17 protein-coding genes and 1 riboswitch are annotated in these 13,889 nt (G+C 33.5%); of the genes, 10 read left to right on the top strand and 7 right to left on the bottom strand.

Features of this window, described 5'->3' with window-relative positions; all coding sequences use genetic code 11:
• The first annotated feature begins 269 nt into the window (after positions 1-269).
• The 6 genes from ahpC to KA845_RS01675 all read left to right on the top strand — a co-directional run bounded on the left by ahpC (position 270) and on the right by KA845_RS01675 (position 5,170).
• The gene (gene ahpC / locus KA845_RS01650; protein ID WP_002509589.1) at positions 270-839 is read left to right on the top strand and encodes an alkyl hydroperoxide reductase subunit C; all 570 of its coding nucleotides are present in this window, start codon (positions 270-272) and stop codon (positions 837-839) included.
• A gap of 16 nt (positions 840-855) precedes the next feature.
• Complete coding sequence (ahpF, locus tag KA845_RS01655; RefSeq protein ID WP_167868074.1) at positions 856-2,400, top strand: alkyl hydroperoxide reductase subunit F; 1,545 nt, start codon at positions 856-858, stop codon at positions 2,398-2,400.
• Positions 2,401-2,720: 320 nt separating this feature from the next.
• Positions 2,721-3,062 (top strand): hypothetical protein, encoded by a 342-nt coding sequence (locus KA845_RS01660; RefSeq protein ID WP_002509591.1) that lies wholly within the window; start codon positions 2,721-2,723, stop codon positions 3,060-3,062.
• 135 nt (positions 3,063-3,197) lie between these two features.
• Complete coding sequence (locus KA845_RS01665) at positions 3,198-3,815, top strand: NDxxF motif lipoprotein (RefSeq protein WP_167868073.1); 618 nt, start codon at positions 3,198-3,200, stop codon at positions 3,813-3,815.
• Positions 3,816-4,106: 291 nt separating this feature from the next.
• Positions 4,107-4,322, top strand: a complete 216-nt coding sequence (locus tag KA845_RS01670; RefSeq protein ID WP_167868072.1) for a hypothetical protein — start codon at positions 4,107-4,109, stop codon at positions 4,320-4,322.
• Between the two features lie 485 nt (positions 4,323-4,807).
• Positions 4,808-5,170 carry a hypothetical protein gene (locus KA845_RS01675; protein WP_021459328.1) on the top strand — a complete coding sequence of 121 codons (363 nt, stop codon included), beginning with the start codon at positions 4,808-4,810 and terminating at the stop codon, positions 5,168-5,170.
• A 20-nt stretch (positions 5,171-5,190) separates the two neighbouring features.
• Here KA845_RS01675 and KA845_RS01680 read toward each other — a convergent pair whose 3' ends face one another.
• Complete coding sequence (locus tag KA845_RS01680; RefSeq protein ID WP_167868071.1) at positions 5,191-5,769, bottom strand: histidine phosphatase family protein; 579 nt, start codon at positions 5,767-5,769, stop codon at positions 5,191-5,193.
• Positions 5,770-5,899: 130 nt separating this feature from the next.
• Here KA845_RS01680 and KA845_RS01685 point away from each other — a divergent pair, with 130 nt between their 5' ends.
• Entirely contained in the window at positions 5,900-6,268 is a 369-nt protein-coding gene (locus tag KA845_RS01685; RefSeq protein WP_021459330.1) for a magnetosome magnetite crystal formation protein family, read from the top strand.
• Positions 6,269-6,321: 53 nt separating this feature from the next.
• On the opposite strand, the gene KA845_RS01690 is transcribed toward KA845_RS01685, so the two are convergent.
• The 3 genes from KA845_RS01690 to KA845_RS01700 all read right to left on the bottom strand — a co-directional run bounded on the left by KA845_RS01690 (position 6,322) and on the right by KA845_RS01700 (position 7,864).
• Positions 6,322-6,948 (bottom strand): LysE family translocator, encoded by a 627-nt coding sequence (locus KA845_RS01690; protein ID WP_167868070.1) that lies wholly within the window; start codon positions 6,946-6,948, stop codon positions 6,322-6,324.
• 275 nt (positions 6,949-7,223) lie between these two features.
• Positions 7,224-7,538 (bottom strand): DMT family transporter, encoded by a 315-nt coding sequence (locus KA845_RS01695; RefSeq protein WP_167868069.1) that lies wholly within the window; start codon positions 7,536-7,538, stop codon positions 7,224-7,226.
• Positions 7,538-7,864 carry a DMT family transporter gene (locus KA845_RS01700; protein WP_002509599.1) on the bottom strand — a complete coding sequence of 109 codons (327 nt, stop codon included), beginning with the start codon at positions 7,862-7,864 and terminating at the stop codon, positions 7,538-7,540. The genes KA845_RS01695 and KA845_RS01700 overlap by 1 nt, the downstream gene beginning before the upstream one ends.
• 49 nt (positions 7,865-7,913) lie before the next feature.
• Positions 7,914-8,009, bottom strand: a riboswitch (guanidine-I (ykkC/yxkD leader).
• 352 nt (positions 8,010-8,361) lie between these two features.
• Between KA845_RS01700 and KA845_RS01705 the strand changes: the two genes are divergently transcribed.
• A complete protein-coding gene (locus KA845_RS01705) occupies positions 8,362-8,586 on the top strand; it encodes a hypothetical protein (RefSeq protein ID WP_167868068.1) in 225 nt (74 codons plus the stop codon).
• A gap of 228 nt (positions 8,587-8,814) precedes the next feature.
• Here KA845_RS01705 and KA845_RS01710 read toward each other — a convergent pair whose 3' ends face one another.
• A complete protein-coding gene (locus KA845_RS01710) occupies positions 8,815-9,243 on the bottom strand; it encodes an organic hydroperoxide resistance protein (protein WP_002509601.1) in 429 nt (142 codons plus the stop codon).
• Positions 9,244-9,407: 164 nt separating this feature from the next.
• Positions 9,408-9,914, bottom strand: a complete 507-nt coding sequence (locus tag KA845_RS01715; RefSeq protein WP_103388605.1) for a phenolic acid decarboxylase — start codon at positions 9,912-9,914, stop codon at positions 9,408-9,410.
• A gap of 93 nt (positions 9,915-10,007) precedes the next feature.
• On the opposite strand from KA845_RS01715, the gene KA845_RS01720 reads away from it, so the two are divergent.
• Positions 10,008-10,523 (top strand): PadR family transcriptional regulator, encoded by a 516-nt coding sequence (locus KA845_RS01720; RefSeq protein ID WP_002509603.1) that lies wholly within the window; start codon positions 10,008-10,010, stop codon positions 10,521-10,523.
• 146 nt (positions 10,524-10,669) lie between these two features.
• Here KA845_RS01720 and mbcS read toward each other — a convergent pair whose 3' ends face one another.
• Positions 10,670-12,253 (bottom strand): acyl-CoA synthetase MbcS, encoded by a 1,584-nt coding sequence (mbcS, locus tag KA845_RS01725; protein ID WP_107373812.1) that lies wholly within the window; start codon positions 12,251-12,253, stop codon positions 10,670-10,672.
• A 398-nt stretch (positions 12,254-12,651) separates the two neighbouring features.
• Here mbcS and KA845_RS01730 point away from each other — a divergent pair, with 398 nt between their 5' ends.
• Positions 12,652-13,800: an ROK family transcriptional regulator gene (locus KA845_RS01730; RefSeq protein WP_107380087.1), complete on the top strand. Its 1,149-nt coding sequence runs from the start codon at positions 12,652-12,654 to the stop codon at positions 13,798-13,800.
• Positions 13,801-13,889 lie beyond the last annotated feature (89 nt).

Here is a 13,889-nt window from a genome sequence, read left to right on the forward strand (position 1 = left end):
GGCTAATTGATATTAGTAGATTGCTAAATAAGTTATTACTACCTAACAAAATACACTTTACCGAATACGATGTCAGAGTGACACTGGTAGTTATAGAAACTAGGTCGTAATAAACATTTATTATGCAATGTTGTTTGTTGACTATTTCACAATGTCATGTGATAATGAATATTGGAGATTAGAATAATTATCATCAAACAATTGAAATAATCAATTGTTATAATCTTCGTGTCAATATAAGTAACATACAATTTAGGAGGATGTTTTTCATGTCTTTAATCAATAAAGAAATTTTACCATTCACAGCGAATGCTTATGATCCACAACAAGATGAGTTCATCGAAGTATCAGAAGAAAATCTTAAAGGTTCTTGGAGTGTAGTATGCTTCTATCCTGCAGATTTCTCATTCGTATGTCCAACTGAATTAGAAGACCTACAAGGTCAATATGATAAATTACAAGAGCTTGGTGTAAATGTATTCTCAGTATCAACTGACACACATTTCGTACACAAAGCTTGGCACGATCATTCAGAAGCAATCAACAAAATCAAATACACTATGATCGGAGACCCTTCTCAAACAATCACTCGTAACTTCGATGTGTTAGACGAAGATCTTGGTCTTGCACAACGTGGTACTTTCATTGTTGACCCTGATGGTGTAGTTCAAGCAGCTGAAGTAAATGCTGATGGTATTGGCCGTGATGCTAGTACGTTAGTACACAAACTTAAAGCAGCTCAATATGTACGTCAACACCCAGGTGAAGTATGCCCAGCTAAATGGGAAGAAGGTTCAGAAACATTACAACCTGGTCTTGATTTAGTAGGTAAAATTTAAGGAGGCATTGATTCGAATGCTTAATGATGAGTTAAAATCACAACTTAAACAACTACTGGAACTTATGGAAGGTGATGTAGTACTTCAAGCAAGTATCGGTTCTGATGATAAATCTAAAGAATTAGAAACATTATTAGACGAAGTTGCAAGTATGTCATCTCATATCTCAGTAGAAAATGCTGACCTTAAACGTACACCTAGCTTTTCAGTCAACCGTCCTAATGAACAGACTGGTATTACTTTTGCTGGTTTACCAATGGGTCACGAATTTAACTCACTTGTTCTTGCCTTATTACAAGTAAGTGGTCGAGTACCAAAAGAAGAACAAGCGGTTATCGATCAAATTTCAGCTTTAGATCGTCCACTACATTTTGAAACATATATTAGTTTAACATGTCAAAAATGTCCGGATGTAGTACAAGCCCTAAACTTAATGAGTTTATTAAATCCTAATATCACTCATACTATGATTGACGGTGCTATTTTCAGAGAAGAAGCTGAAAACATTATGGCCGTACCTGCCATTTTCCTTAACGGAGAAGAATTTGGTAATGGTCGTATGACAGTACAAGATATCTTAACAAGTTTAGGTAGTACAGCTGATCCAGCTGAGTTTGATAACAAAGAGCCATACGATGTATTAATCATTGGTGGCGGTCCTGCAAGTGGTAGTGCTGGTATTTACACTGCACGTAAAGGGTTACGTACAGGTATTGTTGCTGACCGTATTGGTGGTCAAGTTAATGATACAGCAGCTATCGAAAACTTCATTACCGTTAAAGAAACTGACGGACCTAAGTTCTCTTCAGCACTTGAGGACCATATTAACCATTATGATATCGACGTTATGACTGGTGTGCGTGCGGATGATATCGAAAAAACTGACAGTGGTATTTTTGTAACTTTAGATAATGGTGCTAAGTTACAAAGTAAAACAGTTATTCTTGCTACTGGTGCACGTTGGCGTAAACTGCAAGTGCCTGGTGAAGAAGCCTTAATTAATAAAGGTGTTGCTTTCTGCCCTCACTGCGATGGTCCATTATTCGAAAATAAAGATGTTGCAGTTGTAGGTGGCGGTAATTCTGGTGTTGAGGCAGCAATAGACTTAGCTGGTATAGCAAGCCACGTAACCTTATTAGAACGTAATGCTGAATTACGTGCTGACGATGTATTACAACAGCGTTTAACTTCACTATCAAATGTAACAATAATCAAAAACGCTCAAACAACTGAAGTATTGGGCGACAATGCTGTAACTGGTATTGCCTATGAAGATTTAGCAACTGGTGCCAAACATGACATTACTCTTGACGGTATCTTTGTTCAAATCGGTCTATTACCAAATACAGAATGGTTAGATGACGCTGTTGAATTAAATGAAGCACATGAAATTAAAATTGATCGTCGTAATGCGACAAGTATGCCAGGCGTATTCGCTGCTGGTGATGTAACAGATGATCGCAATAAACAAATTATTATTTCTATGGGTGCAGGCGCAAATGCAGCACTTAATGCATTTGATTATATTATTCGTAATAGCGCTGAACCTGTACATCAATAAATTGACGATAACACACAAAGTAGACAACCCCTTTCGCATTAATTTGCGAAGGGGTTTTTATTTTCTATATATAATTTTTTGTCTGTAAGGACCTTAAATATTAGTTCTCCTAAAATCTTTTATAGATTGACAGTGTTTTATGCCGACTTCTGTGGGAATAACATTAGCCAAAGACTACAGGCTAATGCAAGGGCCCGCGCAAAGCGTGCATAAATAAACTGCCTACATAGGTATAATTTGTCGACAGTCTGAAGAGAGTCTTTTTGACTCTCCTTTTTATGTTATAATCGGCTCTAAAGTACTAGAAATTAGGTGTTTTTATGTTTTTACTTATTGTTGCCAGCATCCATCTCTACTTAATGAAACGTTTGAAAACTACATCTCCAACAAATAATTCAAGTCATAACGGCACAGCTTACCAATCAAAGCGCGCCATGTTAGGTCCCCTTTATTGGAAAACAGCACAGCATATGTACCAACGATTAACTACATATATATTTCGCAAAGTTTTTGTCATCGCCTTGCCTTTAACACTCATCGATATATGGTTATTCATAAGTTATCGCAATGGTATCATTTTAATTATTGAGGTCATTATCTATTTATTACTACTTATAATTATCTATAGATTAATAGAACGTAAATTAAAACAACTTCAGTAAATATCTTTTCTTGTTATCTCAGTTAGCAATGCCTATAATATTAAGAGGTTATTATATATTGCTCTATATACTGAACAAATTACCGTCGTTAATTAAATAACACGATTAAACAATATAAAGGAGTTAAATTACTGAATGAAGAAATTTAGAATTTTGTTATTATTATTTGCTACGCTATTCATGCTTGCTGCATGTTCTAATAACGTGGATGATGATAATAAACACAGTCAAAAAAATGCACCTAAAAATGTCCAAAATATTTCTGAAGATGACATATTTTCATCCTCAAAAACTGGAGAAAAAATAAGTACAGCAGAAATGAATAAAGCTATTAAAAAATACCTTGATGTTAACTCTGACATTATCGATAACAAATATCTTATGCAATACAAATTAGATAGACAAACTGGTACCGATACTAAAATCACTGATAAACAAGCACAACGCTTATCTAAATTATCTCAAAACGCTGTTAAAAACGATGTTCGTTTCAAAAAATTCATCGAATCTAACGACTTGCCAGAAGGATATAAACCCCATGCTGAACGAATCTTAAAATATTTCACTGCCTTAAACTCTACAATCAAAAATGTCGATAAAGATATTGAAGAATTAGATTATCAACCACAAAATAAACTAAATGTTGTTGATGTATCAGCCAAACATGCTGGTGACGTTAATGGTAAGCAACAAAAGAAAATTAAGCAATTTTTAGAAAAACATGATATTAACAGCGATGCTATCGATAAATAAAGTGCAAATTATAAATTCACAAGAAAAATTGCACAATCATTGAGTTATTTCATTAACACCTATCAACAAAATAATACAATCATTACAAAATGATGACAACGTCCAATAACACCGCTACTAACCGTTTAAAGCAATGTTACACATCATGCATGTTCTTTAATAGCATACTTTTCGTAAAAAACCTTACATAATTGTAAGGTTTTTTATTGTTATTTAACTTTTGACACTAAGTTCTATTTGTTAAACTGAGTTTGTATTAGCACAGAGTATAAACTCAGACTGGAGGCACACATGGTTCTTACAATTTTAATTGGAGCAATGGCTGCTGTCTTCATCGCACTAGGTCTCGTAAATAAACAAGAAAAATATGGCTTTATTTCTGCTAAACACATCCTTTTAAGCATTACTTATGTAGTGATTGCAGTTGTAGTTGGCAGTGTCTTAGATAACATCGATGTCTTTTTCGAAGGCTTTCACAATAGTATAACAGCAGCCAAAAAATATTAGAGGCTGGGACAATATTGATTTGTCCTAGTCTCTTTTCATATTGGCAGTCGCTGACTGCATTGAAAATGCGCTTTAAACCAAGCTTTTTTCAATGCTAGTCATCCTTGCCGGGGTGGGACGACGAAATCATTTTTTCAAAATCAGATTCCTGTCCCACTTCATGTTTTATTCGAAATCTCTTTTCATATGGGCAGTAGCTGTCTGCATTGAAAATGCGCTTCAAACCAAGCTTTTTTCAACGCTAGTCAGCCTTGCCGGGGTGGGACGACGAAATCATTTTTTCAAAATCAGATTTCTGTCCCACTCCCTTTTTAGTTTTTGACTACTTTGCTGTACACCGTTTTAGTTTAGGAATATTCATTTTATAATTTTTTAAAATGATTTTTGATGATATTAAGCTACAAAAAATGTAAATTGTTCTTTACTATACATTTAAGTTATGTGACAATATAAACAATATTATAAACATTGGGGTGTCAGGAAAAATGAAATATCGTCTTCCTATGTTATTTTTAGCTATTGTGTCCATTTCGCTGTCAATCCTTACTATTGCATCTAACAATCCGTCAGGGGGAAGTGGTGTCGCTATTGATCAACCACAAGATATATGGATGATTGTTGGTTTTACAGTAGGTATCTTTTTGCCAGCGCTAATACTAGGAATTTTTAATTCTACAGCTACTCGTGTACTTTCTAGCATATATCAAATTTTGTTTGCGATACCTGCATTTATTTTAACGTTAGGTATCATCTTTACAACTGCAGTACCGATACTTGTTTTTGTCTTATTTTTATCAACAATAGTAATTACTGCAAGTGCGACCACTACACTGTGCGTCGCTTCATAACGATACATACTTAAGCCTTATTACAACTCAACGTAATAAGGCTTACAATTTTCTATTTTTTTATCTACTACTTGTTCTTTAGTTTCGTAGCCTAAATAGACAAAAATACAACGAATCACTACTTGATGCGCTACAATAGCAATACTATCCAGCGACTTATCAACTTCTTGCTCGAAAAATTGTCTCACACGTGCTGATACGTCTTCATAACTTTCGCCATCAGGTGCTTTTTGAGTAAAACTATGTCTAAAATCTTTAAAATTGTCATCATTAAAATAATGCGCATACTCGCTTTGTTGTTCTACATCTGCTACATGTAATCCTTCAAAAATACCAAGGGAGCGTTCTCTTAGTAACGCTGTTGGCTGGGCAGGTATATCTTTATCAAAAATTGCATTATATGTTTGTCTTGTACGTTGCAGATCAGATAAATAAATTTGTTGTACGTGATGCTTATCAAAATATGATTGTAAAAATTGAGCGTCTCGCGTACCTTTTTCAGTTAACGGGACATCCAATTGTCCACAAAAATAATTATTACCTTGCTTTTTATCATAATTAGATTGAGATTCCCCATGTCTTACTAAATAAATTTTCACTACACTCGCCTCTTTTCTTTCACTTCTATTATATTTTCATTTTAGCTCAAGCTAACAATACTGTCACATCGTACTTCACAACTATATTAATGGTGCACTATTTGTTATGCTGTGAACCGAGGTGATTACTATGGAATATCAAACAAGTACTCAAGATACACAAGGTGGTCGTGTACTAGCTGCAATCAGTTATTTTAGCATCTTTTTTGCACCTTTAATTTTACCACTTATCGTGTGGATCTTTGCTCACAAACCAGCATCTTCACACGCTATGAAAGCATTAATTTATCATATCATTACATTAATTTGCCCTTTCGCTTTAATGATCAGTGGTGGATTAAGTCTATCTACCATGCAAGACGCTACGTCTAATTGGGTGACAGTAACAGCTATAATTATTACTATTATTTTAATTATCTTAACTATATGGTATACAATTAAGAATGTTTATCGCGGTGTAAAAGTTCTTATTTCTGAAACAACTTATTTTTATCCATAAAAAGGTTGGGTTGCTTAGTGTTAACACTCACACTTCGACAACTCAACCTTTAATTAATTTGCTTTACTCAACAATAAATTAATAGATAAACCTACTAAAATAAAACCTACAGCGTAATCAAATAGTGCTTTAATTTTACGATTAGCAAATATTTTTTTAATATATTGGAAAATAAATACACAAAAAATAAACCATAATAAAATAACTAAAGTCACAATAGCTGATAAGATAGCTATTTGTGATGTCACTGCCTCACCCGTAGAAAGAAACTGCGGTAAAATACTAATATAGTATAGTAACGCTTTAGGGTTTAATAAAGTACTTACAATACCTTGTCTATAAGAATTCAAATAACTAACTTGAGCTATTTTCATTGTTTCTGGATTGAAATTTAGACCTTGGCGTGCACTAATAATACTGCGAATACCTAAGTAAATTAAATAACATGCTCCCAATATTTTTATTATTAAAAACACATAATACATTTGCGCTAAAATAAAAATGATACCAAAGATCGCTAATAACGAATAAATAACATGGCCTGATGTAATGCCTAATGATGCCATTGTCCCGTTAACACGACCTGAAGAAATAGAATTTTTCATTACAATAAAAAAGTCAGGTCCAGGCACAATAATAATCATTAGCGTGATGGTAATAAACGTAAGTAATCCCTCCAACACAGCTTCCCCCTTTATTTTTTATTGTTAGCTTATCAATCTAGCATCAACTGCGCAATTACCTACGCTAAATTTATAGAGTCGCTCCCTACTCTATATAGCTATACATTTTATTATATTATTATGTTATTTTTACTATTATATTGTTTGATTTCATTGATTATTGACTCGTATATATGATATATTAATGGTGTAGTTGGAATCCGACTACTAGTCTTTTATATTCATGAACATATTACTCTTGGAGGCAACTACATGTTGCCTCTTTTTTTATGCTAGCTTAATAATTTTAAGCCTACGGTGCTCGCTAAAATCACTGCAATACATAGAATCCGTTTAATGTCTTTAGATTCTTTGAAAAACAACATCCCTATCAAGGCACCACCTACTGCACCTATTCCAGTCCATACAGCATAAGCAGTACTCATTGGTAAATTTTGCATAGCATAAGTTAACGCTACAAAACTCAAGGCAAACAATATTAACATGCCTAACAAGTCCTTACTACGTTTATGATGTGTGTATGCGTTTAATGCTGTAATTGCTAACATTTCAAATATACCTGCTAAAATTAAAATTGACCAAACCATTATTTTTTACCTCCTTCACTTGGCGTTACAAGTTTCAAGCCAATAACACCGGCTAACAAAGCAAAAATCAAGACGATTTTCCCTATTATTACGGGTTGCCCAAATACTACAAAATCAAGAATCGTTACGCCAGTCGTGCCTAATCCAACGAAAACTGCATATGATGTACCTACCGGCAAATATTGTGATGCATTAATTAGTAAATAGAAACTAACAATAATAGCAATGATAGTTAATAACCATTCTAATGTAGTACTTGCATGCGTTAAGCCGACAGCCCATCCTACTTCAAAAATAGCTGCAATAATAATTTTCAACCAGTTCATTTTTTAAACCTCCTATAAAATAAAAAGCCTGAGAAATAGTGCTATCACTATCTCCCAGGCTTTTATCCTTCCGTGTCACATGAATACATGTGGCTTTCTCTCGGACCAGACTAACGACTGTTACGGAACCCTAGAAAGCTTTTATTTAATTACTTTTAGCTTATCAAATAGTCCATACTCGGTCAATAAAACTTTTCATTTTTCACTTTATTTTACTTTTGATTCTATAAATACGTTTTCATTATATCAAAAATTAAGCCAAAACTCTCCACATTTTAATCGTTTTAATGTATAATGAAATCACATTAGAATTATTCTAATGTGAAATTGAGAATAATAAAGTATCACAAGATTTATTTCGTAATAGTAAGTTGTCACTTTGATTTTTCGTAGTATACCAAACTAACACAATCACGTAAAACACACTAGCTAAATGGATTAAAACTTGTTTTAAGCACATATTAGAGATTTAAAATTTGATGAAAGGTGAGATCGTTATGCAATTACTTGATTATAAAATGGAACAAGACAAACTTATTGCAACTGTACGTTCAGATAAACAGCATCTATTTAAATACACTTTCGATATTCACACACCAGAATATGAAATTTTAGCTGTATTAGAAGAAATCAATCAGCATGTTGATAATGGCTTCCACCCTTTAGGTTGCACTATTATTAAAAACTTTGATTATAAGGACGTGCATGAATATTCTTTATAAAGTAGTCACATTCAAACCATTATGAGTACACAATTGTTGAAAACATCAGTTGTGTACTTTTTTTATGCCCTTTCAAATACCTACTATTACTATGCTTTACAAATGCGTCTACAGTATCTGGGTCAACAATATAACGCCAGGCGATGCTATACACGCCCTTATTAACAAGAGGTCCGAACTGACTATCAATTCGGGCCTCTTATCGCTTATTCTGCTAATGTGTACTTATTACTGTGCGGTAACCTCTATTTGCACCTCAATATTTCCTTTGGTCGCTTTAGAGTATGGACAAAATGCATGGGCTTGATTAACATAGTCTTCCGCAACTTCTTGAGACATATTATTTAGTGTGACATTTATCGTACCACCTAATTTAAAGCCATTGTCTTCCTCATCGGTCAATAAATCAATCGTCACCTCAACTTCAGGTTGTGCATCTGTCACTTTATTACGTTGTAATATGAGAGAAAGCGCACTATTAAAACAAGCACTATAACCAGCTGCAAATAATTGTTCTGGGTTGGTTTCAGTTACAGCATTACCACCCATAGCTTTCGGTGTGGCTAAGTTATGGGTAAATGTATTATCAGGGCTAAAGACACGTCCGTCTCTACCACCATTGCTGATCATACTAGTTGTATAAATTGCTTTTGACATATAAAGCACCTCTTTTAAATTTTAAATTATCATTCTATAATATTAAAACACATTCAATTGCACTTAATTCAATAGAACTTAATCAAAATTATACTGTCGCTCAAGTAGTGGTACAACTATTTTGCTTCGATACGCATTTGACAATAGGACGTTGACTTCCCCATTTATTGTTGAAAAGCTAATTGTTGTTGTCTAATAGCTTCGGCCATACCTTCATATGGTGCTTCTGCAATAACCTGTTCATTATTAACACCAGGTGTACCAACATATGTAATTGTTGCAAATTCTGGAACTACATATTTAGGATAGGTATCATATTTTTCGCGAGAAGCTTCCATTACATCGATATAATCATTTTGATAACATACTGTAATTTCTGGATGTTCATGCACCCATTTAGGAAAGAAAATCACCCCATGCATTAAATGTTGTTCAGGCACAAAATTTAATGATACGTCTGTTCCAGTAGGCTCTGTCCATGATATTTTATAAACTCCAGCTATAATTTCAACGATATCTGCTTTTTGGTCTTTCACCCATCTACCACCTACCATACCTGAATGAATTCGATAATCAATCGTTTCCTCATTTTTCACATACATTTCATATTCCCAGCCGTTATCATAAGTATAAATCATATGTTTTCCAATAAAATCTTGAAGTGTTGCCATTATTATCCTCCTATATATATGTAATTATTTACATGTTTACTTTTACATACTACTCTCGTATAATTATTCTGTCAAAATACCAGGAGTGAAAAAGTGAAAAATGTACTGCAATATACTATATTAGGACTACTCAATAACCAATCACTAACAGGCTATGAAATTTATAAGTCTTTTAGTGAAGCAATTGGCGAAATTTGGAATGCTAAACATAGTCAAATTTATAATGAATTAAAAAAGCTCGTACAATCTGAGCACATTTATATTTCGAACATTGATGAATCTAGCAAAATAGCCAAAAAAATTTACAGTATTACCCCTATTGGTAAAACCGCTCTGTACCACTGGATTGAAACAGCAGATGAAGAAGAAAACACCAAAGATCCATTTGCGATAAAAGTGTACTTTTATGATGCATTGTCAACTGAAGCAAAGCAGGAATTATTGCGAACTAAAAAAGTTGCTAAACAAGATAAGTTAACTCAATTAAATGCCATCTTTCAACAATTAGACCCTCACAAAGACGCACAACACATTCGTATATTAAAAAAAGCTCTTTTGCGTGAACAAGCTTATGTTGATTGGTTAGATTTTTGTTTATCCGAACAATAACTCACTATCTTAATTGACCAATCAAACTCAACTAAATAAACTTACTTTAGCAAGCAATCATAGGTTATAACTATAAAAAATGACTAATCCTACAATTAATGGATTAGTCATTTTAATTTTGACACGCAAGACACCTGTCTACTGTGTTATTGATTATTATATTTTGCTATTTCCGCTTCTCTTAACTCTACACGACGTATTTTACCTGAATTTGTTTTCGGTAAATCAGTGACAAATTCAATTTCACGTGGGTATTTGTATGGTGCTACGTCCTGTTTCACATAATTTTGTAAGTCTTTTACTAATGCATCATCTGCCGAGTAATTATCTTGTAAAATTACAAAGGCTTTTACGATATTACCACGAATATCATGTGGCTTCGCAACTACTGCACATTCTTTGACTGCTGGATGCCCAATTAATGAATCCTCAACTTCAAATGGCCCAATAGTATAGCCTGAGCTTATGATAATGTCATCGCGTCGACCTTCAAACCAAAAATAACCATCCTCATCGACACGTGCTCTGTCACCTGTCACATAATAGTTACCACGTTTAGAGTCAGCAGTACGTTGTTCATCTTTATAGTAACCTTTAAATAATGCTGGAGAATCTAACGCAACAGCAATATCTCCAGTTGTACCATCTTCTATACGATTGCCATCTTCATCAATAATAGCCACTTGATCTCCTAAAATTGCGCGTCCCATAGAACCAATACGTGTTTCCGTACCTTTCAACGAACCAATTAATAACGTATTTTCAGTTTGACCGTAGCCATCTCTAACAGTAAGGTCAAAGTTTTTACGAAATTGTTCAATGACTTCTTGGTTTAATGGTTCACCTGCAGATACTGCACTGTGTAACTGTGATAAGTCATAGTCACTCAAGTTAGGTAACTTCGCCATTAATCGATATTCTGTCGGTGTACAACATAAGACATTAACTTCATGCTTTTGTAGTAACTCTAAATACTTCTCAGCATTAAACTTACCATTATAAACAAATGCCTTACCACCTGATCCCATGATAGATAAAAATGGACTCCACACCCATTTTTGCCAACCTGGTGCTGCAGTAGCCCAAGCAGTGTCGCCTTCTTCAATACTTAACCAATATTTAGGTGCAGTTTGCATATGTGCATAACCCCAGCCATGTGAATGAATCACTGCTTTCGGTTTAGCTGTCGTACCTGATGTATAAGACAATAATGCAATATCATCTTTAGATGTTTCTACCATGGCAAGTTCAGCTGATGCATTATGTTTTTCTGCAGTTAAATCATGCCACTGCTCTGCTTGTCCACCAACCACAAATTTAATTAATTGCTCATATTCTGCAATTTGTGTGAATTCATCTAGGTGGTCAGCAATAGCAACTACTGCACTTACCTCACCATGCGTTATTCTATGTTGTAAATCTTTCGTACGTAACATTTCAGAGCTTGGAATAATAACCAAACCTAATTTTAGTGCTGCTAAGTATATCTCGTACGTTTCAATGGCGCGCGGCATCAAAATTAATACTTTGTCACCTTTAGTTAACCCATGATTTAAAAAAACATGCCCTATGCGATTCGCATTTTTGATTAAATTTGCATAGGTAATTGTTTGTGTTGCTCCCGCTTCATCTTCAAATAAAATTGCTTCTTTCGCAGGATTTTCCGCGTATTTTTCAATTTCTGAAACTATATTATATGTTTGTGGGGCTATTAAATCTTCTTTTTTCATAATTTTCTCCTTCAAAATACATCGTTATACTAAATAAAGCATTCTAACATTTCATAAGCTATATGCTCAATCCTAGCATATATATTACGCCTATACCGTCGATTTGATAAGTAAAAAGTCAGAAAATTTACATTTTACCTTATCTTCTTAGCTTTAAAAGCAATTAAACACTTGCTCCGTTGCTTAATTAATCCTATTGTCATCATAACGCTATAACGCATGTATAAGTAATATAAATGCTCAGAACAACAATATAATTGTTTTATGTTCTATCACTATGTAGCAATGCTCTTTCATTTATCCTTTGACGCTGTATAATGTATGTTAAAATAGTTGACGTACTAACGCAGAATAAAAACGACACACTTAATTGAATATAACATATGGGGTAATTAACGATGGACAATAACTTAACTTTAAATATTACTATGAACGAAAAACGTGTGTTAAGAGAAATCTTTAATCATAATAATATTTCACGTACTCAAATATCCAAAAATTTAGAAATTAATAAAGCTACCATTTCAAGCATTTTAAATAGTTTAAAAGCAAAATCTTTAGTATTAGAAGTTGGTGAAGGTGACAGTACTAAAAGCGGTGGCCGTAAACCAATATTATTAAAGGTCAATGACCAATATGGTTATTTTATCTCATTAGATTTAACATATAATTCTGTTGAAATTTTGTATACTTATTTTGATGGAACAATCATTACGCACAATTCACACCCTTTAACAGATAAAAAAGTAAGTTCAATCTTGCACATCTTACAGCAAAAAATCAATATTACAGATAAACAAAGTACATTGTATGGGTTATTAGGAATTTCAGTATCTATTCACGGTATTGTGGATGATCATCATAACATTATCCACTTACCCTTTCATGAAACAGATGTCAGCGATATCACCACCGCGTTACAACAATTTGCGGCAGTACCTGTAGTCATTGAAAATGAAGCTAACCTTTCCGCACTCTATGAACACAATACTAATGGCAACCGCGATATAAATAATCTAATAGCTTTAAGTATTCATAAAGGTATTGGAGCTGGTCTAATCATTAATCAACAACTCTATAGAGGAGCTAATGGTGAAGCAGGTGAAATTGGTAAAACTTTAGTATCTAAGCCAACCGAAGTGGGTTCGACATTTTATAAAATCGAAGACATTTGTTCACAAGAAGCATTAATTCACCTTCTTAGTACTAAGTTAAATAAAAATATTACGTTACAAGACTTAATTCATCTTTATAATGAACAACAGCCTGAAGTTATTGCTGCAGTTAATCAATTTATCCAACATGTAGCAGTGCTTGTCCATAATTTAAATACTCAGTTTAATCCCAATGCCATTTATATTAACTGCCCATTAATTAATGCTTTGCCTACAATATTGGAAGATATTAAGCAACAATTTTCACAGTATTCTAGAAATGCTATCAGCATCGAACTCACTTCTAATGTGAACTATGCAACACTATTAGGAGGTACATTAGCTATTACTCAAACTATTGTTGATATCGATAATTTACAAATAAATATTTAAACTCAAGCACTTTCTAATCTTAATTGTAGAAAGTGCTATATTTCTTCTTTTTTAGAAAGCGTTTACAAAATATTGTAATTGTGCTATAT

Source organism: Staphylococcus sp. GDX8P114P-2, from assembly GCF_017892945.1.
Lineage (GTDB): Bacteria > Bacillota > Bacilli > Staphylococcales > Staphylococcaceae > Staphylococcus > Staphylococcus arlettae.

Excerpts from the sequence above, each read along its gene's own strand:
- ahpC (WP_002509589.1), top strand. The coding sequence starts at position 270 with ATGTCTTTAATCAATAAAGAAATTTTACCATTCACAGCGAATGCTTAT.
- ahpF (WP_167868074.1), top strand. The coding sequence starts at position 856 with ATGCTTAATGATGAGTTAAAATCACAACTTAAACAACTACTGGAACTT.
- KA845_RS01660 (WP_002509591.1), top strand. The coding sequence starts at position 2,721 with ATGTTTTTACTTATTGTTGCCAGCATCCATCTCTACTTAATGAAACGT.
- KA845_RS01665 (WP_167868073.1), top strand. The coding sequence starts at position 3,198 with ATGAAGAAATTTAGAATTTTGTTATTATTATTTGCTACGCTATTCATG.
- KA845_RS01670 (WP_167868072.1), top strand. The coding sequence starts at position 4,107 with ATGGTTCTTACAATTTTAATTGGAGCAATGGCTGCTGTCTTCATCGCA.
- KA845_RS01675 (WP_021459328.1), top strand. The coding sequence starts at position 4,808 with ATGAAATATCGTCTTCCTATGTTATTTTTAGCTATTGTGTCCATTTCG.
- KA845_RS01685 (WP_021459330.1), top strand. The coding sequence starts at position 5,900 with ATGGAATATCAAACAAGTACTCAAGATACACAAGGTGGTCGTGTACTA.
- KA845_RS01695 (WP_167868069.1), bottom strand. The coding sequence starts at position 7,538 with ATGGTTTGGTCAATTTTAATTTTAGCAGGTATATTTGAAATGTTAGCA.
- KA845_RS01700 (WP_002509599.1), bottom strand. The coding sequence starts at position 7,864 with ATGAACTGGTTGAAAATTATTATTGCAGCTATTTTTGAAGTAGGATGG.
- KA845_RS01705 (WP_167868068.1), top strand. The coding sequence starts at position 8,362 with ATGCAATTACTTGATTATAAAATGGAACAAGACAAACTTATTGCAACT.
- KA845_RS01710 (WP_002509601.1), bottom strand. The coding sequence starts at position 9,243 with ATGTCAAAAGCAATTTATACAACTAGTATGATCAGCAATGGTGGTAGA.
- KA845_RS01715 (WP_103388605.1), bottom strand. The coding sequence starts at position 9,914 with ATGGCAACACTTCAAGATTTTATTGGAAAACATATGATTTATACTTAT.
- mbcS (WP_107373812.1), bottom strand. The coding sequence starts at position 12,253 with ATGAAAAAAGAAGATTTAATAGCCCCACAAACATATAATATAGTTTCA.
- KA845_RS01730 (WP_107380087.1), top strand. The coding sequence starts at position 12,652 with ATGGACAATAACTTAACTTTAAATATTACTATGAACGAAAAACGTGTG.